Annotated in this window: 17 protein-coding genes; 3 read left to right on the top strand and 14 right to left on the bottom strand. The window is 42.6% G+C overall.

Annotation, left to right across the window (positions count from 1 at the left end; genetic code table 11):
- Positions 1-19: 19 nt before the first annotated feature.
- From N475_RS13570 to N475_RS13525, 10 genes are all read right to left on the bottom strand, one after another.
- Positions 20-781, bottom strand: a complete 762-nt coding sequence (locus N475_RS13570; RefSeq protein WP_063365429.1) for a TIGR04219 family outer membrane beta-barrel protein — start codon at positions 779-781, stop codon at positions 20-22.
- Between the two features lie 4 nt (positions 782-785).
- Entirely contained in the window at positions 786-1,772 is a 987-nt protein-coding gene (locus N475_RS13565) for a DUF2333 family protein (protein WP_063355613.1), read from the bottom strand.
- A gap of 8 nt (positions 1,773-1,780) precedes the next feature.
- Positions 1,781-2,296 (bottom strand): copper chaperone PCu(A)C, encoded by a 516-nt coding sequence (locus N475_RS13560; RefSeq protein WP_063355614.1) that lies wholly within the window; start codon positions 2,294-2,296, stop codon positions 1,781-1,783.
- A gap of 110 nt (positions 2,297-2,406) precedes the next feature.
- Positions 2,407-2,730: a hypothetical protein gene (locus tag N475_RS13555; RefSeq protein WP_063355615.1), complete on the bottom strand. Its 324-nt coding sequence runs from the start codon at positions 2,728-2,730 to the stop codon at positions 2,407-2,409.
- A gap of 8 nt (positions 2,731-2,738) precedes the next feature.
- Positions 2,739-2,939: a PspC domain-containing protein gene (locus N475_RS13550; protein ID WP_063355616.1), complete on the bottom strand. Its 201-nt coding sequence runs from the start codon at positions 2,937-2,939 to the stop codon at positions 2,739-2,741.
- A gap of 8 nt (positions 2,940-2,947) precedes the next feature.
- Positions 2,948-3,640 carry a PspA/IM30 family protein gene (locus N475_RS13545; RefSeq protein ID WP_063355617.1) on the bottom strand — a complete coding sequence of 231 codons (693 nt, stop codon included), beginning with the start codon at positions 3,638-3,640 and terminating at the stop codon, positions 2,948-2,950.
- A gap of 168 nt (positions 3,641-3,808) precedes the next feature.
- Entirely contained in the window at positions 3,809-4,825 is a 1,017-nt protein-coding gene (dusA, locus tag N475_RS13540) for a tRNA dihydrouridine(20/20a) synthase DusA (RefSeq protein ID WP_063355618.1), read from the bottom strand.
- 1,037 nt (positions 4,826-5,862) lie between these two features.
- On the bottom strand, positions 5,863-6,003 hold the full coding sequence (locus N475_RS25510; RefSeq protein ID WP_155730823.1) for a hypothetical protein: 141 nt from the start codon (positions 6,001-6,003) through the stop codon (positions 5,863-5,865).
- 202 nt (positions 6,004-6,205) lie between these two features.
- The gene (gene galE / locus N475_RS13530; protein ID WP_063355620.1) at positions 6,206-7,222 is read right to left on the bottom strand and encodes a UDP-glucose 4-epimerase GalE; all 1,017 of its coding nucleotides are present in this window, start codon (positions 7,220-7,222) and stop codon (positions 6,206-6,208) included.
- A 69-nt stretch (positions 7,223-7,291) separates the two neighbouring features.
- Positions 7,292-8,155 (bottom strand): hypothetical protein, encoded by an 864-nt coding sequence (locus N475_RS13525; RefSeq protein WP_063355621.1) that lies wholly within the window; start codon positions 8,153-8,155, stop codon positions 7,292-7,294.
- Between the two features lie 263 nt (positions 8,156-8,418).
- On the opposite strand from N475_RS13525, the gene N475_RS13520 reads away from it, so the two are divergent.
- The 3 genes from N475_RS13520 to yjjG all read left to right on the top strand — a co-directional run bounded on the left by N475_RS13520 (position 8,419) and on the right by yjjG (position 10,582).
- The gene (locus N475_RS13520) at positions 8,419-9,318 is read left to right on the top strand and encodes a phosphoribulokinase (protein ID WP_063355622.1); all 900 of its coding nucleotides are present in this window, start codon (positions 8,419-8,421) and stop codon (positions 9,316-9,318) included.
- A gap of 62 nt (positions 9,319-9,380) precedes the next feature.
- Complete coding sequence (yjjX, locus tag N475_RS13515) at positions 9,381-9,908, top strand: inosine/xanthosine triphosphatase (protein ID WP_063355623.1); 528 nt, start codon at positions 9,381-9,383, stop codon at positions 9,906-9,908.
- Positions 9,908-10,582, top strand: coding sequence for a pyrimidine 5'-nucleotidase (yjjG, locus tag N475_RS13510; RefSeq protein ID WP_063355624.1), 675 nt, complete (start codon positions 9,908-9,910; stop codon positions 10,580-10,582). The genes yjjX and yjjG overlap by 1 nt, the downstream gene beginning before the upstream one ends.
- 19 nt (positions 10,583-10,601) lie before the next feature.
- On the opposite strand, the gene rlmB is transcribed toward yjjG, so the two are convergent.
- The 4 genes from rlmB to N475_RS13490 form a co-directional block, all read right to left on the bottom strand.
- Positions 10,602-11,339, bottom strand: a complete 738-nt coding sequence (gene rlmB / locus N475_RS13505; RefSeq protein WP_063355625.1) for a 23S rRNA (guanosine(2251)-2'-O)-methyltransferase RlmB — start codon at positions 11,337-11,339, stop codon at positions 10,602-10,604.
- Positions 11,340-11,342: 3 nt separating this feature from the next.
- Complete coding sequence (gene rnr, locus N475_RS13500) at positions 11,343-13,832, bottom strand: ribonuclease R (RefSeq protein ID WP_063355626.1); 2,490 nt, start codon at positions 13,830-13,832, stop codon at positions 11,343-11,345.
- Between the two features lie 161 nt (positions 13,833-13,993).
- Positions 13,994-18,070 carry an OmpA family protein gene (locus tag N475_RS13495; RefSeq protein ID WP_063365428.1) on the bottom strand — a complete coding sequence of 1,359 codons (4,077 nt, stop codon included), beginning with the start codon at positions 18,068-18,070 and terminating at the stop codon, positions 13,994-13,996.
- The coding region (locus N475_RS13490) for an SdrD B-like domain-containing protein (protein WP_155732579.1) at positions 18,063-21,831 on the bottom strand (3,769 nt) is incomplete at its 5' end. The genes N475_RS13490 and N475_RS13495, both read right to left, overlap by 8 nt.

The following is a 21,831-nucleotide window of genomic DNA, read 5'->3' as shown; positions in this document are numbered from 1 at the left end:
TGAATCTTATTGAGTCGATTTAGAAGTGTACTTGTAACCCTGCAAACGGACCTGATGCATCAATATCAGAATCAAAATCGTCAATGTCATCAAGTTCTAATACAAGAGAGCGATAGCCCGCTCTTAACGCCACATCAACCGCTAGGTTATCAATAAACTCCCATGCAATGCCAATTTGATAGTCTTGAATTTTACTATCATCAATGGCCAGTAAGCTGCCCTCTGCAAACACACTCAATCCAGTCAGCGGGAGTCCAACTTCTGCACGTAAATAGCCAAGGGGTACGAAACCTGAAAAATCCACAGTTTCTGTTACTTGGGCGCCGTTTACTTCACCAGTTACAGTAACGTCTGCATCAAACTGTTTCGCATTGATACCAAAGTCAAAAGATACCAGATCATTGTCAAACAACTCGTAATACAGGATGTAGTCAATATGGCTTAAATCCGCTACTGTATTTGCAGTTGTACCAACAGTGAAGTTACTACCACCGAACTCGAAGGTGTCTGTCAGAGTTGTATTACCTGTTAACTCAAGTTCAGTGTACTTCAATTTAACATTTGGCACTAAAGGAACTGGGTGTTCCAATGAGGCGTATAAACTTGTGTATGTCTCATCTTCAAAGTTAAACTCTTGAAGGTTACCTTTTTCTGCAAAGCTACCTTCCGGTTCACTTTGCCAACCTTCGGCTCCCAAATACAAACCTAACAAAGTATCAGCATGTGCTGCAGGTGTAAGGCAAGCCAAAGACAACGCTGCCGCTAAACAATACTTTTTCATTTTTTTATCCTTGCGCTAAAAGTTCACTGAGTTCTATAAGAGCCGCATTCGCTCTTGAAATATAATTAGCCATCACTAACGAGTGATTAGCAACAAATCCAAAACCACTACCATTTAAAATCATCGGGCTCCATACTGTCTCTTGAGTTGCCTCAAGCTCCCGAATAATTTGCTGTAAGCTAATCTTAGCATTCTTCTTTTCTAATACATCGGAAAAGTCATGCTCTACTGCTTTTAAAAAGTGTATAAGCGCCCATGTGGCACCGCGAGACTCATAGAAAACATCATCTATTTGCCACCAAGACGTTTTTACTATTGTTTGCTCCATACCTGAAGTCGCTTGCAAAGCCGCGCTGTCTCCGGCTAGATCTGTATTAATACGCTCTTGCCCTACACTTGCACTTAAACGCTGGCTCAAACTTCCCAGGCGTTTTTCAGCTTCTTTTAACCAACCTCTTAAGTTGTCAGCACGCGCATAAAATTGGCTACCGACTTCAGCCTGATTAGCAATTTGAGTCTGATATTCACGTAAGTAATTTATACCTACTTGGTATTCACCTTCTGCACTTGGTAAAATCCATGCAGTCGAACTGATATTAAACTTTGGCTGCGCCTTTTTTAAGCTTGGGTGCTCAGTAGATTGTGACTGCGATCGACTAAAGTCTTTTCGCATTGACAATGCCAAATCCCGTGACATTTCTAACACACCAAATTCCCAAGCTGGCATATTGTCCATTATAACACTCGGTGGCAGCACATCATTTGACAGGTACCCACCCGGCTTATCTAGCAAAGTCTGCATCACCTCTATTAGAGTGTTGGTTGTTACATAGCCAGTTACAAGCTTTGCATTTTGTTCTTGGGCTTGTGCTTTTGCTCGCTCAACAACATCAAACTGCTCAGGTTCAAAACTCCAATACACCGCAAGAATATATCCAATCAACAGCAATCCTGCGAGTGCAGAGAATACCTTGCCCTTATGTTCGTTCATCCTATCTCCTAATGATGATGGTGTGACTCAGATGAAAACGCATCTTTTAGAGAAACAACTTTAATTTCATTTTCAACTTTCTCACCATTTGAAAAATATAGTGTGAGTTTACGGGTTTCGCCTACTTTTAACTTTACTTTTGGCTCAAAGCCCATCAGGTGGTAACCACCAGGTTTGAATTCTACTTGTCCATTTGCCGGTACGACTAGCTTTTTGACTGGCTGCATTTTCATCATGCCATTGCTATGTATATGCTCATGAATTTCAACACGGCCCAGTCCTTCAATCTTTGCTTTTACGATGGTAACTGACTCTTTCGTACCATTATTTATGGTCATATAACCAGCAGTTGACTTTGCGGCCGGTAAAAACGCGCGAATTTTTGCGTTTGAAACCTGAAGACTTGCTGAATTATGCTGGGCGTGTTGATGAGCACCATGTTGGTGACCATCATGTTGATGATTATGCGCAATGCCATAACCAGAGAAAGAAACAAGCGAGATAAGTGCAACAGTTCTAAGCATGATTGGATTCCTATAATTCTGACTAAACCAGTATTGGATATGCTAAGTATACCGTTGTTATACACTGAATTCACAGCAAAATACTCATTTCATAACCATCTACCTATGCCCTAACACAATGACCACTCATCACTAATTAGCCACGCGAATATAATCAGCAAACACAGCGGTAAAGCAATTACGACTGATCCGAATAACAGCGCTAACACTAGCCCAATGAGCACTACTAAACCAACACCCAGTATTCCTATACTGAGCAACGCAACCACCGCAAAAAACACTAAGATCAATGCCAAAAACCCGCCAAGTTCCATTCCTACCCAACTCATTTCATAAACGAATTCAGGCATGCTTAGTACTGCAACTGGAGCAGAAAGCCAGGACATTGCTGACAAAGCCAGCAACAAAAATACAATAGCAACTGCCGCTTTCATAATTTCTCCTACCTGTCATCTGACAAACACAACCAACCTATCCCATAACCAACAATACAAAGCCATGTAAATTTCAATGCGAGTAATACAAGCAAAACCCTCACTAGCCATACCGGTAAATCAAATCGCTTAGCAATTTGAATACAGACTCCTGCCAGCTTTTTCTTTGGCGCTTTTTGGAATTGAGATTTGTAATATTGCGAATCCATGTGGCCTCCTAATTAGCTGTTGTCGTGCGTGATGAAGCAGAAGCCAGCTTTTCCTTTAAAGACTTCAGCGTAGATTCTACCTTTTCATGTTTGAGCAATTCATTAAACGCACTCTTTGTTTGATTTGTTTGTGTTTCCGTTGCCTCAAAGCTCTCAACTTTCGACTCTGCTTTTTGCAACTTCCTCTCCAACAATTCAAGTTGAGCAGCGACTCCTTGGATCACGGGGTTGTGCAATAATTCCTTGATTTTTAGCCGTGCCAAAACGGCTTGCTCTTTCACCGGTTGCGTTGAATTTGGTCGGGTATTTAGGTGAATTTTCTCTTTAAGAGTCGCAATGTCACTGTCCAATTTTTCTATCGCCGAAGATAACTCACTCAACTGATGCTGCGCATGGTCAAGAGATTGCTCACACTTGTGCTTTTCTATGATTGCAGCTTTGGCCAGATCTTCTCTTTCTTTTTCCAGTGCATACTGGGCTTTGTCATACCAATCTTGTGCTTGGCTAGTTTGATGTTTAATCTGTCGCTCAACCGTTTTCTTTTCACAGATAAGTCTTGCTGACAACGCTCTGCACGAGTCCAAAGCGTCTTGTAGCTCTCGATAAGAGCATTGGCGGGATTTATTCGGGCACTCTGATTTATCTAAAAGTGCGTTGAATTCCGATTTGATGAAATCTTCAATACGATTAATTAAAGCCATAACATGTTCCTTTAAGACATATAATGACTTTAATATTCCAATCATTGTGCCAAAATAAAAAGTAAAATAATTTCAGATAGTTAGCAAAAAACCATGAAATTCATTTAGTTCAGAAGCACAAAGTATTAGCGAAATTGGCCAATAAGTAGCTTAATGGCCAACACCAATTTAAGTGTTTTCAGGTACAAATGTCAGCGCTTTTTCCATAACATTAATATCAGCATCTTTTTTGTGCCCGTTTTCAGAAAGGTGACGTCTAAACCCTCTCGCACCCGGCTGATTCTGAAAAATACCTAACATATGCCTTGCTATGTGCCAAAAGTTCGCACCGCGGCTCATCTCTTGTTCAAAATAGTCATACATACTGCGAACCACCTCATGACGAGTTTGGCTAAATGGCTTATCACCATAGAGCTTTTCATCTACCTGAGACAGTAAAAATGGGTTGCTGTATGCTTCCCTACCGACCATAACCCCATCAATGTGTGCTAGATGATGCTCACATTCTTCCAGTGTTTTAACGCCACCATTAATACTAATATGAAGATGGGGGTAGTCCTGTTTTAGTTTATATACACGAGGATAATCGAGTGGCGGGATTTCACGATTTTCCTTAGGGCTTAAACCTTGCAGCCATGCTTTTCGAGCATGAATAATAAAATCATCACACCCGATCTCATGTGACGCTTCAATTAAATTGGTCAAAAACTCATACGAGTCTTGCTCATCAATACCAATTCGCGTTTTTACTGTAACTGGTATAGATACTTCGGATTTCATTGCAGCAACACAATCTGCCACTAATTTGGGTTCAGCCATCAAACATGCACCAAAACGACCGTTTTGCACACGATCTGACGGACACCCAACATTCAAGTTAACTTCATTGTACCCATACTCTTGGGCTCGTTTTGCACACTCTGCCAATGCTTTAGGATCAGAACCGCCTAATTGCAACGCAACTGGCATTTCATGCTCACCAAAAGCTAGATAGTCTCCTTTACCAAAGATAATTGCACCTGTGGTAATCATTTCTGTGTACAGCACCGCATGTTTGCTTAATTTACGATGAAAAGTACGGCAATGCCTATCCGTCCAATCCAGCATCGGTGCAACGGAGAAGCGGCGAAACGCCGAATCGCTTATGTTTAGTGGGCTAACGCCTGATTTATCTGAGTTTTGCATACAACCTCAATCCGCCTCAACCCCCTTGAATTTGACCGAATTAGACACTAAAACCACCCTCTATAGGGCCGAAAAGATCAATATCTTGGGGATTAGAAATGGCATCGTTTAGAATTGAAAAACGAAATTAAAATCTGGCGAAGCACGCTAAAAATGCATAGTTCGCGAGAAATCCAAGGGCGTAATTATACACAACGAAAGTAAATTTTTCAGTAAAAATGCCACAGCAAAAATGTGAAGTGCTCTACAGGGTATAAAAAACGAGAAAAGGCGAAAAAGAGGCTTTTAAAACTCCTATAGTGAAGGAGCAAAAACACGATAAAGCAGCATACATCTTGAACATTCTTGCTGCTCTCATGCGGTCATATTTGATATCTATAATTAGGTTGAATATTCGGTATCAGCACAGAACTCAAGACGTAACATATCCATCATTTTACAAGTTCTTTATAGCTGTCAAACTTGGTTTTTATCATTAGTTTTACAGAGTAAATAGCAATAACCATAAACGCCATAACGTTAATGAACATAACCGAAAACTGGTATAGCGGTGATAACCCATTAAAATCAAAGTACCCCCTCGCTACCAGCTGCATCATATGTAATGACACCGAAAACATTGATAAGTAACCTATGCTTTTTGCCACTCGGGAAAATAAGCAGCCCCTAATTGAGTGCAGAATATACAAAGTTGCCATAAATGAGGCCATAATCACCAGCTTGGAAAAGTAAAAAACACGTCTGAGTGCAAATTTCTCCATTGGGAGAGACATAATGTATGCACTGGTTTCCACACCAATGAAGTAGAATAGAAGCGTGCATAAAGCTGTTAAAAAGCAAGAATGGAGCTCATGATCATCTATCGTTTTTAAACTATCTTTTCCACCAAAAAATAAACTAAATCTATGCTTCCAAAATTTAAGTATTAAAAAGCAAATGATAAGTAGCTCAAAAAACCTAATTAGCCATCCCAAATTGTAGAAAAATTCATTCATGTCTTACCTTCCGCGACTCCTTTCAATTCTGGATTATACTGACTAGGATGCCTTATTGTAGCCTGAATCAGCGACTCTCATTGCTTGTGGCGGTTCATAATGGTCTGAACTTGCACTTCCGCCTTTCACCTTTAATAACTGCAGATTAGACAATTGTTTCAACTTAACTTTTTTTAGTTTCATTGCGTTAGTTCCTTATAATAAAATTATTCATATAAAATAACCACCTTTTTTACATAAAGGCAAACAAACCTAATACAACCTTAACATTGAGTGAACTGGCACTAGGTTAGGATTTAAAATATCGAGCCCACAAACTCTAGTGCTTGTGAGCTTAACAATGTGATATTCAGAATTGTGCAATAGCTGGGGGAAATTGTCTAATTTACGACCCATAACCCTGAGGGTTATTTTTCTGCCAGTTCCAAGAATCTGCCATCATCTCATTAATACCCCTTTGTGCCTTCCAGCCTAATTCTTTGTACGCTTTCTCAGGCTCAGCGTAACATGCAGCAATGTCACCATCTCTGCGAGGTTTAATTTCGTAAGGAATAGCTTTGGAAGATGCTTTTTCAAATGCTTTAATCATATCTAAAACAGAATATCCATTACCCGTGCCTAGATTGTAGATGTGCACACCTTTGTCTTTAGCCAGCTTTGACATTGCTTTGAGGTGCCCTATGGCCAAATCAACAACATGAATATAATCTCTTACACCAGTGCCGTCTGCTGTATCATAGTCATCACCAAACACACCTAGACTGGCAAGCTTACCAACTGCAACTTGTGTAATATACGGCAACAAATTATTTGGGATGCCATTTGGATCTTCACCAATTAAACCTGAGCTGTGCGCACCAACAGGGTTAAAGTAACGTAGAATAGCGACTGACCAACGAGGATCTGACTCAGCCAAATCCTTTAATACCAGCTCCACCATTAGCTTTGATGTTCCGTAAGGGTTCGTTGTGCCACCAGTGGGAAAATCTTCCTTTATTGGCAGGCTAGTAGGGTCACCATAAACGGTTGCAGATGAGCTAAATACAATCTTAAATACGTTCGCCGCACGCATTGCATCTAGCAATGTTAAAGTGCCTTGCACATTAGTTTGATAGTACTCGATTGGTTTTACTACCGATTCTCCAACTGCTTTTAAGCCTGCAAAGTGAATTACTTGTTCAATCTGGTGCGCAGAAAATACAGAATCAAGAAATGCTCTATCTAAAACATCCCCTTGGTAAAACTTCACCTCATGTCCTGTGAGTTCGGAAACTCTTTCCAATGAAACCTCAGAAGCGTTGGCTAAGTTATCAATTACAACAACTTCATCACCTTGATTCAAAAGTTCTAAAACGGTATGAGACCCTATATAACCTGCACCACCAGTTACTAAAACAACCATGTTTACCTTACTAATCTATATAATTTACTTGTACAATTTTCGCTTTTGACTGAATGTGTTCGTGAGGATTCACTGACGACATACAAAAGCTAGAGTACCCTCATTATAACTCAGCCGAGTGATGTTTGCCGTACAATAATCCTGTAGATTTCTCCATAAACTAACTCGCTTGGGTTCCGATATTGTGCGTGTGAATATGCGGCTACCAATAGCATAGGCTACGGTGTCTGCGTCAAGCCAAGTGTAATCTCGTACTTTTGTAGGTAAGGCAAAAAGTTTGCTGATCGATTGTAATTGGTTGGAGTATGTTGCAAACCAATGCGTATTATTTTCTGTATAGGTAAAACTATATACGTCTTTTTTTGCATTATACGCTAGGCTTCTACCAATATCGCTCGCCACCCGCTTTGGCAAATGTCCATTTAAGTCTGTAAATTGCAATGTATGTGGCGTCCCTAAAATAAACATCATCACATCCGTGTTTTTACCCCAAACGTGATACCCAACTGGCTCTAAATGTTCAAATATTCGTGACGGCGCCACTCTATCATCACTTGGGTAAAACCACAGTTTTTGCTCTCCTGATGGTTCAACAACGACTGCCGATACACCGTCACCATGTGGGTATAGCGTAGGAGAATATTCAGAAACAGGCGTATTTGTTAAATTGACATGGGCTTTTTCTGTAAAACTATAGAAAAATAAATCCGTCTGAGTTTGTTGTTTATCCATTAATTCTTTTGTGTAGTACACGCCTTTATCCGTCACTAGCGGCTGGTTGTGATAAGCATCAGGCGTTGTTAGCGGCTTAACCACAAACCCGTCCTTTGACTCTTTAGCGAGCCAAATCTGACTCTTGGGCATAGCTGCATATGCAGTAAACATCGAAAAAAAGCAAATCACGCTCAGTGCCTTGAGAGTTTTAACTATCATTGTGCATCCTTTTTATTTTTGATCTTACCTAGGACAAGACACAAAAACCAATAATTTGTCAGTTCAAAGAGTAACTAGATCAAATTGACGCTTTAAGCGCTTGCGAATTTTTCCTCTTGCAGTAACATCGAAAAACGAATAGGCAATTGAAAACTATTATTTTCATGCCTAGCAGGCATCAGAATATGAATTGATAAGTTCGTAAATAACTACTTCTGATAAGATCTCTTTTTGATTTCTGGATAACTTTCATTGAGGTTTCAATGTCACAACAACACCCAATCATAGCGATTACAGGAAGTTCTGGTGCGGGCACAACCACCACGACTAACGCCATTAAGCATATTTTTCGAAGCCTTGATGCCAAAGCTGCGTTTGTGGAAGGTGACAGCTTTCACCGTTATACGCGCCCTGAAATGGACAAGTTAAAACGCGAAGCACTTCAAGAAGGTAAACATTTAAGCTATTTTGGCCAACAAGCCAATGATTTTGAAGCACTGGAAGAGTTGTTTGCCAGCTACGGAAACACAGGAAACGGCAGAATACGTAAGTACTTACATACTTTTGATGATGCTGTTCCCTACAATCAATTACCCGGTACATTTACACCGTATCAAGATCTCGAACAAAATACAGATATGTTGTTTTACGAAGGACTTCATGGCGGTGTCGTTTCAGAACAACATAACGTTGCCAAACATGTTGACCTACTCATTGGCATGGTGCCAATCATCAATCTTGAATGGATCCAAAAACTAATTCGTGACACCCATGAACGAGGGCATTCTCGAGAAGCCGTCATGACATCTATCGTCCGCAGTATGGATGATTATATAAATCATATTACACCGCAGTTTTCACGAACTCATATTAATTTTCAACGGGTTCCAACTGTCGATACTTCCAACCCTTTCAGTGCCAAAGACATCCCTTCTTTAGATGAGAGTTTTGTAGTAATACGCTTTCGCGGTATTGAAGATGTGGATTTCCCATATTACTTGCAAATGATTGAGGGGAGTTTCATGTCTAGGGTAAATACTTTGGTAGTCCCTGGTGGAAAAATGGGGTTAGCGATGGAGCTGGTATTAACTCCCCTTATCAAAGACTTGCTAATTAAAAAGCGAGCTTATGAAAACTTAGCGCCAACTGATTTACCAATTTAATTTGCGTAATCCTTACAGGGATCAGTACACTAGCGATTAAATTTCATAAATAAAAAGACACTATGATAAAGGTGCTTGTGGGTTCAAAAAACCCAGTAAAAATAAACGCAGCAAAAACTATATTTCAACGTTATTTCCCTGAAAGCGAGATCCAATGTGAAGGTCTGCATGCGCCAAGCGGTGTGGCAGATCAACCACTAGGTGAAGATGATACACTCGCAGGTGCAGAAAACCGTGTGGCCTTCTTAAAAGCTAATCACAGCGCAGACTATTATTGCGCCATGGAAGGAGGCGCAGCTAAATTTGCCTATGGCGCTGCTACATTTGCGTTCGTGGTAATTGCAAATCATACACAGTCGATTGTTGGACGAAGCTGCAACTTACCTTTGCCAAATCAAATATATGACGCACTAGAACAGGGTGAAGAGCTCGGCCATGTCATGGATCGCGTTTTTAACACCACTAACATCAAACAAAAAGGCGGGGCGATAGGATTGCTAACAAATAACTTAGCAACGCGGGAAAGCTCTTATACACAAGCCTTAACGTTAGCGATGGCTCCATTTATTCATCAAGAGCTCTACAAATAATGAAATACACACATATACTCTTCGATGCTGATGAAACGTTGTTTCACTTCGATGCATATTTAGGCCTCAAAACACTATTTGCTCAATATGATATTAATTTTAGCCGTGAAGACTTCACTGAGTACCAAAAAGTAAATGCGCCATTGTGGATACAATATCAACAAGGGGAAATCGACGCATATACTTTACAGGTAACACGCTTTACACAATGGGCGAATAAACTCTCTGTTTCACCAGAAACATTGAACAATGGCTTTTTGAATTCAATGGCTCAAATCTGTGCACCACTACCAGGTGCCAAGTCACTTTTAACTGCTTTAAGTCCTAATACTTCTTTGAGTATTATCACCAACGGTTTTAGTGCATTACAGCAAAAACGTTTGGACAAAACCGGCTTTAGTCATTTTTTTGATCAGGTTGTCATATCCGAACAAGTTGGCGTGGCTAAACCTGATCCTCTGGTTTTTGAGCATACTTTCGATCTGTTAGGCAATCCAGATAAAAGCCAAGTATTAATGGTTGGGGATACACCTAAAAGTGATATTCTGGGCGCCAATAGATTTGGTATAGACAGTTGCTGGTTGCAACATGAGGGAATAACTTGTCCTGAAGATGTTAACCCAACCTATCAGGTTACTTCACTTAGCGCACTACAGACTCTACTGCTTAGTTAGAGTCTGCAGTGATTAGAAGCTATAGCTGACGTTGACGTAGCACTTCAAATAGGCACACACCTGTTGCTACTGAAACGTTCAGGCTTGAGACGGTACCAACCATAGGGATTTTCACAAGTAAATCACAGTGCTCTCTCGTTAATCGACGCATACCATCGCCTTCAGCGCCCATGACAATTGCAATTGGCCCTTTTAAATCAGACGTAAAGATCTCACTCTCGGTCTCACCAGCAGTACCTACAACCCATACGCCCGCATCTTTTATTTCACGCAGCGTCCTTGCAAGGTTAGTCACTTGAATAAGAGGCACGGTCTCAGCGGCACCACAAGCCACTTTACGCGCAGTCCCATTGAGCTTGGCTGATTTGTCTTTTGGCACTATCACGGCATGCACACCAGCGGCATCAGCGCTACGTAAACATGCACCTAAATTATGCGGATCCGTTACCCCATCAAGTACAAGAAAAAACGGTGCACTATTCGCGTCAATAATGGCTTTTAGGTCATTTTCGTTTAAGACTCTTGGGGCCTTCACATTGGCTATAATGCCTTGATGCTGCTCCCCTTTGGCTTTATTGTCCAATGCTTTTCTTTGCATAAATTGCACTGAGATACCATATTTGCGCGCTTCATTAACAACCGCACTTAATCGTTTGTCATCTCGCCCTTTTAAGGCGTAGATTTCTAAAAAGCGCTCTGGCTCTTTTGCCAAAATGGCTTCAATAGAGTGAAAGCCAAAAATTAATTCATTACTCAAATCTTATGCTCCAGCACTGTTCTTTTGTCGCTTACGGGCGTTTTTCCCAGGTCTTTTCGCTTTACTCGCTTTTTTACCTGTCGTCTTTTTAGCGGTCTTTTTCGCGCCTGAGGCGCTCGTTTTCTTGCTTTTTTTCAACACACCTTTTGGTGTGGTTTTCTTACGTTTTTTCGCTTTTTTACTGTCTTTTTCTACGTTTTCTTCCGATTTGACAGCCTTACCGCCTGGTATTTTTCCAGCTTTTAACTGAGCTCTAACACTGCCATTTGCGGCTTTCTCTGGTTTAGACTTTTTGCGTCTGCGCGCATAGCGATCCGGTTCAGCTTCGTCAGCTAGCGCAAGGTTGATTCGCCTTTCATCTAAACTGACAGATGCGACGACCACACTTAATTTATCACCTAAACGATAAACGGTCTTACTGTGTTCTCCAATGAGGCAATGCTTCGCTCCATCAAATTGGAAATACTCATGACCTAAATTGCTGACATGAATCAAACCATCAATTTGCAACTCATCCAAGCGCACGAATAAGCCAAAATTAGTCACAGATGAAATCACGCCCGAAAATTCATTGCCCACATGATCTTGCATAAACTCGCATTTGAGCCAATCGGCAACTTCACGGGTCGCATCATCGGCTCTGCGTTCAGTCATTGAGCATTGCTCACCAAGCTGATCAGCTTCATCGTCAGAATAGACATAAGCACCAGAAACCGTTTGTCCCTGCTGTGCTAAAATCCCTTTGATCGCACGGTGCACAACCAAATCAGGATAACGTCTAATCGGCGAAGTAAAATGCGCATAGGCTTTTAGTGCCAAACCATAGTGGCCGATATTGTCTGGCTGATAAACCGCTTGCTTCATAGAACGCAATAACATCGTTTGGATCAGTTCTGTTTCTGGTCGCTCTCCTAACGCATTCAGAGCTTCGGTCAACTCAAGAGGCGTCGGCTCATGTCCGATAATACTCTCGATGCCTAAGTCTTGTAAAAATTGTCTGAAGTGGCTAAGTTTTTCTGGATCTGGCTCATCATGAACACGATACAAGCTGCTTGTATCATGTTTTTCAAGCAGTTTTGCGGCAGATACATTTGCCAAAATCATACACTCTTCAATGAGCTTGTGCGCATCGTTACGTACTACGGGTACAATAGACTCAATTTTACGATAAGCATTAAAAACAAATCGCGTTTCTAATGTTTCAAATTCAATAGCACCACGTACTTGGCGCGCTGACTTCAGCGCCATATACATGTTATGTAACTCGGTTAAATGAGGCACAACTTCAGCGTATTCGTGTCTGAGTTTTTCATCACCCTGCAAAATGCTATGTACTTTGGTATAAGTCATGCGCGCATGGGAATTCATAACCGCTTCATAGAAACGATATCCAGATAAACGCCCAGCTTCAGAAACGGTCATCTCTGCCACCATACAAAGCCTATCCACTTGTGGATTCAAAGAGCACAGACCGTTAGAAAGTACCTTTGGCAGCATGGGTACCACTTGCTCTGGAAAATAAACTGAATTGCCTCGTTCAATGGCTTCTTTGTCTAGAGGGCTATCCTTTTCCACATAGTGAGAGACATCCGCAATCGCAACCCATAAACGCCATCCACCAGCGCGCTTTCTTTCACAGTAAACTGCATCATCAAAGTCTCGCGCATCTTCACCATCAATCGTCAATAGTGGCAAGTTGCGCAAATCAATGCGGCCTTGTTTGTCTCGTTCAGCAACATGCTCTCCATGTTTACTTACTTGATCTTCAACAGCTTGTGGCCAAATATGCGGAATATCGTGATTTCTTAGGGCGACCTCGATTTCCATGCCTGGCGCCATATGATCGCCAATAACATCGGTAACCTTACCCACTGCGTTCATCTGTTTGCTTGGACGCTGGGTAATGTCTACTTGTACCATTTGGTTGTGACGAGCGCCTTTTTCACTACCTGGCAAAATGACGATATCTTGGGTTATACGCGGATCTTCTGGCACCACAACCGCCATGCCATGTTCGACAAAATATCGTCCAATAATTGGCGCACGCTCTCCTTCAAGTACTCTCACAATGCGCGCTTCGACTTTGCCTCCAGAGCCTCGACTAGCTGCTTTGGCAAGTACTAGATCTCCATGCAGCACCTTATCCATTTGATGCTTAGTTATAAACCAATCTTTTTTCTCACCTTCCACTTCTAAAAAGCCAAAGCCATCACGGTGTCCAATCACCTTGCCTTTTACCAAACCGTCATCGCATGGAATGACGTAGCATTTAAATTTGTTGAAGTGCAGTTGACCATCACGCTCCATCGCACGCAGTCGTCTTTTAAAGGCAATTTGCCTCTCTTCTTCAAATACATTCAGAGCTTGGCACAACTGGCTAAAGCTGGTCTTTTTGGTGCTGGCTTTAATGTGTTCTAGAATGTATTCGCGGCTTGGTACCGGATTGTCGTATTTATCTTGTTCTCTTGAGAGATAGGGATCCTGCTTTGGCATGCATTATCTGTTTAAAGGAGTTATAGCTATATTCTAACGCAAAACAGCATAATGACCTAACCCCTAACAGCGCCATTTTTAAGATTAAAAGCTTATAAAAGGTACTGGATGACATCTCATTATGCTATCCAGTACCCGCGGGAGAACCTCTTTTAGTTCAGTTAAAACTTACCCACTAAGTTTAAAAACCACCCTTTAGAGTCGTAGTCTAAATCGGTCAGGTCATCCGAAAAATTAGTAAAGTTATAACCAATACCCAGCTTCATGTGTTCACCAACATGGCGGTGAACGGCTAACAGCGCGCCAGAGCGACTATCCTGTGCAAGGTCAACAGCTAAGTTTCGCCACTCTATGGTTGCATCCCAATGATGCATCATATGGTAATCCGCACGGAAGACACCAAGTGTCGCAGTAGAATCAACCCACTCTCCCGCATCTCGGCCTAGCCTTACTTCACCCACTCGCTGAGCTAACTTAGTGCCAAGCCGCCAACGTTCGGTAAGTTGGTAATCTACGTCAAGCATCCATACTTTACTCCGTTGCTGCGGTGTGTTGTCTAGTCCAATGCCGCTAAGTTGCGATGCTGGTGCTAAATCTTCAAGAAATGTAAAACTTGCCAAGCCTGACCAAGGGCTAGTGCCAACAGGACGATATGCAATACCAAATTGCGCTTCGGTGTAGTCGCTATTAAGCGCACCTGTTGGTTGGCTATCAGCTTTGGAGCTATCACTTTTTGCCCAGTCAAATCTCAATTGCGCACGCCAATCGGTGTTAATTTTGGCCTGCACATTTTGTCGCGTTAACCAAGAAGTGCGTGTTTCTTGACTATTTTCGTCCTCTCTATATTCCAAAGCACCACGCCACTGCCAAGTATCAGTTTGGTAACCAAGAGAAAAAGTGGTGACGTCCCGGCTTATTGTATCTTCCCCTTGTTCTAACTCACCGACTTCAAACCCAAGGCCTGCTTGCCAGCCCGCCGCAAAATGATGTTCGATACCATAAGCATGTGTGAGCCCCGTCTGTGCGCTATCTTGCAGCCAGATTTGCTCTGCATAAACGCTGGTTGCTGAATTAAATCTATGCCGTGTACCCGTTACCCAATTCTTTTGCTTACCATTGGAAAATACGTCACCGCCATCCGGATCCACGCGATATTCAACATATACATTACTATCTTGATGGTATTGCCAATTTGCGCCCAACTTACCGGCTTCGCCTAAGTTACCGTCAGAAAGCTCTGCATTAATCGCAATGTTCTCCGATACTTGGATCTCAGCGCCAACACCCATTCGATTATTCGCATCACGCGTATGCGCTCGTGTCAAAGTGCCCTGCGCATAAACATAAGGCTGCCAATATTCAGCTTTGTACTCTAATTGCACGACAGCATCTGTGCGCAGCCCCTGATCCGAAAACTCACTTTGTGCGTTGCTTTCTACTTGGCGCTGCGACTCTTTCTTTTCTTGGCGTATACCAGAGCTAACTAACCAATTGTTATTGAGTTTATAAACATAACCCAATTCAGCTGCTTCTCGACGTTGTTGGCTTTGTGCATCTTGCACGTCGATTTTTATGTGTAGTGCATGACTATCATTCACTTGCCACTCCCAGAAAGAGCCAAATGAACGGGTGTCAACAGGACTGATTTTCCCTGTAGAATTGAAACCAGCCTCAAGCTGTTGCCAATAAAACTGGCCTTTGCCTTGCTCATTTAATCCAAGGTCGCTCAGTTCAAAGGCGCTTTCAATATGTTTAGCTTGGGCTCGCTTACCCACATCGGATGATTGCTGCTCGGCAAAGTTAATTCCGCCATTAAAAGAGTTGAGCGCATTGCCAACCCCTTCCGATTGAGACACTTCGAGTTTAACGTAAGCACTGTCACTTGCTCGGTACGTTGCATCAAGTGCCAACAGCTTGTCATCAAACGCTGCTTGCTCTTGATGACTAATTGTCGTGCCTAGTTGGAATTTATCATTTAACCAATGACTGAATCGGGCACCGTAAGTCAAGTTATCAAGCCCATCTATACCTGGTGTATATTCATATTGGGCTATCAAGAAAACAGGATTGCTATCAAGGCTTGCTGTTCGCACTAGAAGATCATCTTGTTCAAATGAAGACAACGGACGAGTCAATAGTACGCGCCCTTGTAATGCATCAATATCATAATCTTGCCCTGGGGCTAAGTTCCTTCGAACCAGTACCAAGCCAGTAACTTTGTCTCGCACTTCAATAGCAACTTGCTCTGAGCCCTGGACAATATCTTGGTGTTGTAGGTAATATAGCGAACCGCCTGTAGCACGGTGGGACTCATATGCAGCTAGGGTTTCAGCTTGCGCTGCAAACACCTGTACTTGAGTATTACTCTCGCCATCTAAATTCACGCTCTCACTGTCGTACCTAGCTTGCAAACCATATAAACCTCGCTCTACACGTGCCAACTCTGTGTCACTGATGCGTGTATGGAAGTTACCCCATAATATATGGGACTTTGATTTTTCTACCTTTAAATATACTTTCCCGTTACTCGGTGCATCATCAATAACGGTAGAATCATCACCATATTCTGTCGGATACTGCTCTTCTTCTAGGCGACGGAACAAGCTTTTTGGGTCTTTTTCATGAAGCCCTGATAGCAGCTTGTTAAGTGGTTGCTCGCGTGTATCGATGCGTGCAGTCACTTGATATTCATCTTGCCACTTTCCAGTGATATACCCACTTAAGCGCCCTTCAGCAAACAAGTTGCCATCACGGTTGTGGTCGCTGCTCAAAAGAGACACCGGACCATTGTGACTATTTTGTCCTATGGTCAAGTCAGCCATCGCCACATAAAACCAGTCACTTGTTGGTAAGGCTAAATCACGATGAATTAAATGGCCTTGCCCCTGCTCGTTGAGCAAAGCAACTTCTGCTCGATGAAATCCACTTGCCACAATTTGCTGATGAACAAATTTCCGCTCGCGATTAACCGCAACAACACGCCCTAAGAAATACACTCGATGATGTAAAGGAACTTGTCGACCATAAAGCGTTAATGTTCCGCCTTGCAATTTAATGTTTTGCTTTGCGAGCATAGATTGCCCGTAACCAGACATTAAATAGCCGTCTAGTTTAGCCTGTTCAATGGCAAAACGGGGTCTAAAGTCTGCCTGAGCTAGGCTCGTTTCATCAAAACGACCTTGCTTGTTATACACTCTGAAGCGATATTGCAGACTCATGCCCAGTAAGTTACTCGGTAAACGCCAACGCCCTGACAATGATTCATCAAGCGCCACTTTGGCCAGTACTCTTTGACTATTGGGTGCCAAGATTTGTACTTCAGCATAATCAAAAAAGCTGTGGTAGTTACTGTAACCTTTGAGGTTTAACATCAGCGTATTACCGGACTTAGTCAAGGCATGCTGAATATGTAACTTGGGCAAAGCATTTAAAGGGTCATACTTGAGCTGCAAATCAAAACCGGCCAAATTCATGTCTGCACAACGTTGATTGTCTGCGTTATTAGTACCATCTTTAAGGTCAAACGCTTCACCATCTAGAGTGATATTTAATGGCCTTTTATGCTCAATTTGGTTGCCACACAAATTCGTGCGCACCGGCGGATCAATCGTTTGAGTGCCTTCGACTATGCGTGTTTCGGTGTAAATCGCAATCACTTCTACGCGGCGGTTTCTTGCCATACCATCAAGTGTCGAGTTACTGGCGATAGGCTCACGATTGGAACGGCCTTCGGTTGTGGTAGCAGAGTCTGTCAACCCAAGCTGTTCTCGAAAATAGGCCGCAACAATATTAGCCCTATGCTCAGATAGCCCTTGGTTTGTTTTGTAGATCTTTTTTGCATTGGCACTTAGTCGCTGAGAATCGGCGTGACCAATAAAGTGTAATTTAATATCTTGCTTCCCCTGTAAGGCACCAATGATGCGATCCATCTCAAGCTTTGTTGTGCCTGTTAAATAGTGCTTACCAGATACAAACCGAATCGCAGAGTCCTTAACAAACTCAGCAGATTTATTCTCTTTAATAGTGCGATCTAATTTCACTATTTTCGCTTTAGGCTCAGATAAACCACTAAATACAAAATGCTTTTGAACTAGAACTTGCTCTGTATTAACTGGCATTTTGACGACTCTTTGAGCACTTGTAAGTTCAGATTGCGTCAACGCAGTACTTGTGGCGGACACAGTTAACGCAAGCGAACAAAAAGCTGCTACGGGAGAAAGCATAAAGCGACTAGTCATTGCTTACTCCTACCGCTCTGGTGGCAGGGATTGCAGGGATATAAAATGGGATCATTTCAGTTTCAATAGTAATAGATAATTGGCGCTTTGAAGCATTTACTTTCAGCCAAGCTACTAAATTATTTAGTTTTTTATCGGCTTTTTTAACGTGCTCTTCTTCAGTCAGTTGATAAGCAACACGTAAAATTGTTGGGGTTTGTTTAAGTACATCTAGTAACTGCAACATCTGTCGCTGGTGGTTTAATTGGATCTCATCATCAGCAAACAGTTCACCCGTTACTTCTATTCTGGCTACCCTGTGAATACTCGCCGCAAAATTAAGTTGTTGTGATTTACCACGTGTCAAACGTACAACTCTTGGGTTTTCTGTGATGACACGATATCCAGACGGTAAACTACGCTCATCCAGCTTAACAATAAAATTACTGCCTCTCGAAGCGTGTGGAATATCTGCACAGGCTAAGTGATAGCGACCATACTGATCTGTTGTGATCCAAAGGCCTTGAGCCGTCGCTAGGCGTACTGCGGGTAACCCCAATTCACCATCATCTTGGAAACCATTGCGATTACGATCGTCAAAGACTTTACCGCTTAAATCACTACAGTCGAAGATTGGGTCTGGCACAACCTGAACCGCTGCAGTGCCTATATTAGACACTCTATTACCCCCAGACTGATACAGTCCGCCAACAAACTCAACCCAAGCTTGGTTAGTGTATTTGCCTTCGCTTACACCACTGCCTACAACAGCCAACAACTCAATGGACACAGACTGCTGTGGTTGCAATGTATGACCCGTCCAACGTAGTTGCCGACCTGTCTGTGTTGGGTCGAGTATTTGGCCATCCAGCCTCGCACTACCTTCAACGTACTTTAGGCCCGCTGGAAGTTGGTCTACAAAAGTAAGTGGTGCCAATAACTGCTCAGATTGATTAGTCAGCTTAATGCGATAAGGCACAATTTCGCCAACAACAACATCTTGTTTTAGCGCTTGTTTGCTTACGCTCACCAAATCATCACCAAATGCGTCGAGTGGGATATGATTGTTAACTACATTGCCAGATGGCAACTTTGGCTCAATGTAAAACCTTTGATAGTACTGCGTCGTATGCATATTTTGCAGTACTTGATCGGAATGCTCAGCACACAGGTCTGGATCATGCTCCGGTGCATCTAATGTCGGAACAGTCTCTTCCACGTAAATAGTAATAGGTAGTTCGCGCGCGCCCACTCTCAAAGTGTTATTACACACAGGTAGTAGTTCTGAGCCCTGTGACTTGTAACCATTTGGTGCAGTTACATGCAGCTCATAAATACCCGCAGGTGCTTGCGCAAATAACAGGAATTGATAGTAACCATCATCGCTGGTGGTTTGTTCAACATTAGCCTCGCCACCAACCAAATGAAATTCTGGTATAAAACCTTGTGGGCCCGTTATCTTAATCTTGGCACCCGTTATTGGTTGGCGTAACTTTGAGTCGTAAATGACGCCAGATGGGTCTACAGGCAATGACTGATTCTGAACGTTTTCTCCAGCACTAACACGCAAGTTTAAGATCGTGCCTTTCTCTGTACTCGCATCTGGATCATCAGATACAGGTAGTCCATAGATCACACCGCCTTTAGGGTGTCTGAATCTAACCTCATAAGTGCCGACAGGTAAGCCATAGAATGTATATTCACCATTCTCATCAGATTCAATAGTCGCTAAAGGCTCTGCATCTAGCGGGTTACCCTCACCCGTCATAGGATCCGGAAGCAATTCAACAATCCATCCACTTTGACCATTGCTGTCATCCTTTTCTCGGTTATGGTTTTTGTCCAACCAAACCAAACCGGAGATACTAGCGGGGTCCATAAGTTGCTCGCCGAAGTTATAAGAATGAGCTTTGGTTACGTGGCGCTCAATGTGGATCTGCGAAATTTGATCATCACCAAGTACACCTCCTATATTGCCCACACTATCTAGCCCATCTTGGGTATTTTCTGGTTGGAATTCAGTCACTGTGAAGCCACTGGCTGATGATAATGGCAAATCAGCAAACTCATAACGACCATAAGCATCTGTGCGTATCTCTCGACTTACAGGTTGATTATCAAGGTCGGCACCTTCAATAACCAATTTCACGCCGCTGAGGCCCATCTCATAGGTATCTTGTGTACCATTGTCATTCAAATCAACATACACTCTTCCAGCAAGATCACTGCCACGTTCCGCAAAGTTGTAGCCCGATGCTTGCTGTCCTAAGGCGATTATGATGTCTGTAAATTGATCTTCACCAACTTGGCCGCCACCGTTGCCTAGTTGCTCTTTGCCATCCAACCAAGCTGTTGGCTGAGTTTGTTTAATGTGGTAGGTACCTGGGTATAGATAATTGAACTCATAACGACCAAGTTCATCAGTCAAAACTTGAATATCAACCGTTTGATTGTCCAATGTCGTGCCCGTTAAACGCACTTTAACGGCAGCGATACGTAACGGCTCACCATTTTCCAGCAAACCATTTTCATCTGCGTCAACCCATACTTCCCCACTAATTGAAGCGGTCGGTAATTCAGCGAAATCAAAATACCCATATTGTTTGATTTCTCTCAGTACACCAACTTCTATTGAGTCAACCCCCTTAGAATTTTCAATCACGACACCACTTTTTGACTCGCGGCCATCTAGGTAAGCACTTGGCTGTTGGGTTTGAGAAACTATGTAGCCATCAGAATTAGACGGTGGTAATTGTGAGAATAAATAAACACCTTGCTCATTAGTAAGAACACGGCGCTCCACTGGGTTATCACTGTGGTCACGCCCGCTCAGCTTTATCTCATTACCTGCAATTACAGTTTCAACGCGATCTGAATAAAGGCCTGAATCTGAAGTATCAAGGAATACACGCCCACTAACAGCAATACCAAACCCTTCAGTGAAGTTTTGTGCTGTGAGCTCTGCGCCTTGTGTGAGTACCAACCCTGATATTTCATCAGACTGATTTGAGCCTTCAAGCAAAATGCCATTTTGGAATTCATAGCCATCTACATACAACGCAAGCTGAGTCTGTGTGAGGGTGTAACCTTGACCATCACTTTGTGGTAGCTGTGTAAATTCAAACTGTCCACTGTTCGTTGTGGTTGTCTTTAGCTCAATGCGTTGGCCATTTAAATCGTAACCAGTAAGACTGATTACATTATTTTCAATCGCTTCGTCTTCGCTAGATAAGTAGCCATCCGAGTCCTTGTCCACAAACACTGCACCACTGATCCTGCCTCGATAAAGTTCTGCAAAATGATAGCCTGACCGCTGTTCACTGACACCAAGATGCACAGTAAACATATCGTTGTTATCTTCTACTACAACACCATTGATTGATTCAGCCCCATCTTTAAACTCTCTGGGTTGCTGCTGAACAATTACATAGCCCGAGTTGTCACTCGCCACCAAGTTAGCAAAGGTAAACACACCTTGATTGTTGGTCTGGGTCTCTAACTCCAATGCCTCACCATATTTTGTCGTCCCAGATAAGGTTAGCGTGATCCCAGTGATACCCATCTCATCAGCCGACCAGATACCACTAGCATCGCTGTCAGCAAAGACCAAACCTCGAATTTCACCATCTGTGTACAACTGCTCAGTGAATATAACCTCTGATGATGTAAGGGACTCTTCGGCCAATGTCAGCATCACTTCACTTTGGGAGCCAAATTGATCTGGGGTTGACCCCCTATAATCCTGACCTTCAAGATAATCAGTCTCACCTTGTGTGATCCTA

The organism is Pseudoalteromonas luteoviolacea DSM 6061 (assembly GCF_001625655.1).
Lineage (GTDB): Bacteria > Pseudomonadota > Gammaproteobacteria > Enterobacterales > Alteromonadaceae > Pseudoalteromonas > Pseudoalteromonas luteoviolacea.
Note: the sequence above shows the minus strand (reverse complement) of the source record. Positions and strands in the feature narration are given on the sequence as shown.

Coding starts and splice junctions, on each gene's coding strand:
- N475_RS13560 (WP_063355614.1), bottom strand. CDS start 2,296: ATGCTTAGAACTGTTGCACTTATCTCGCTTGTTTCTTTCTCTGGTTAT.
- N475_RS25510 (WP_155730823.1), bottom strand. CDS start 6,003: ATGAAACTAAAAAAAGTTAAGTTGAAACAATTGTCTAATCTGCAGTTA.
- N475_RS13495 (WP_063365428.1), bottom strand. CDS start 18,070: ATGACTAGTCGCTTTATGCTTTCTCCCGTAGCAGCTTTTTGTTCGCTT.
- dusA (WP_063355618.1), bottom strand. CDS start 4,825: ATGCAAAACTCAGATAAATCAGGCGTTAGCCCACTAAACATAAGCGAT.
- N475_RS13570 (WP_063365429.1), bottom strand. CDS start 781: ATGAAAAAGTATTGTTTAGCGGCAGCGTTGTCTTTGGCTTGCCTTACA.
- N475_RS13525 (WP_063355621.1), bottom strand. CDS start 8,155: ATGATAGTTAAAACTCTCAAGGCACTGAGCGTGATTTGCTTTTTTTCG.
- rnr (WP_063355626.1), bottom strand. CDS start 13,832: ATGCCAAAGCAGGATCCCTATCTCTCAAGAGAACAAGATAAATACGAC.
- N475_RS13520 (WP_063355622.1), top strand. CDS start 8,419: ATGTCACAACAACACCCAATCATAGCGATTACAGGAAGTTCTGGTGCG.
- N475_RS13565 (WP_063355613.1), bottom strand. CDS start 1,772: ATGAACGAACATAAGGGCAAGGTATTCTCTGCACTCGCAGGATTGCTG.
- N475_RS13545 (WP_063355617.1), bottom strand. CDS start 3,640: ATGGCTTTAATTAATCGTATTGAAGATTTCATCAAATCGGAATTCAAC.
- N475_RS13550 (WP_063355616.1), bottom strand. CDS start 2,939: ATGGATTCGCAATATTACAAATCTCAATTCCAAAAAGCGCCAAAGAAA.
- N475_RS13555 (WP_063355615.1), bottom strand. CDS start 2,730: ATGAAAGCGGCAGTTGCTATTGTATTTTTGTTGCTGGCTTTGTCAGCA.
- galE (WP_063355620.1), bottom strand. CDS start 7,222: ATGGTTGTTTTAGTAACTGGTGGTGCAGGTTATATAGGGTCTCATACC.
- yjjG (WP_063355624.1), top strand. CDS start 9,908: ATGAAATACACACATATACTCTTCGATGCTGATGAAACGTTGTTTCAC.
- yjjX (WP_063355623.1), top strand. CDS start 9,381: ATGATAAAGGTGCTTGTGGGTTCAAAAAACCCAGTAAAAATAAACGCA.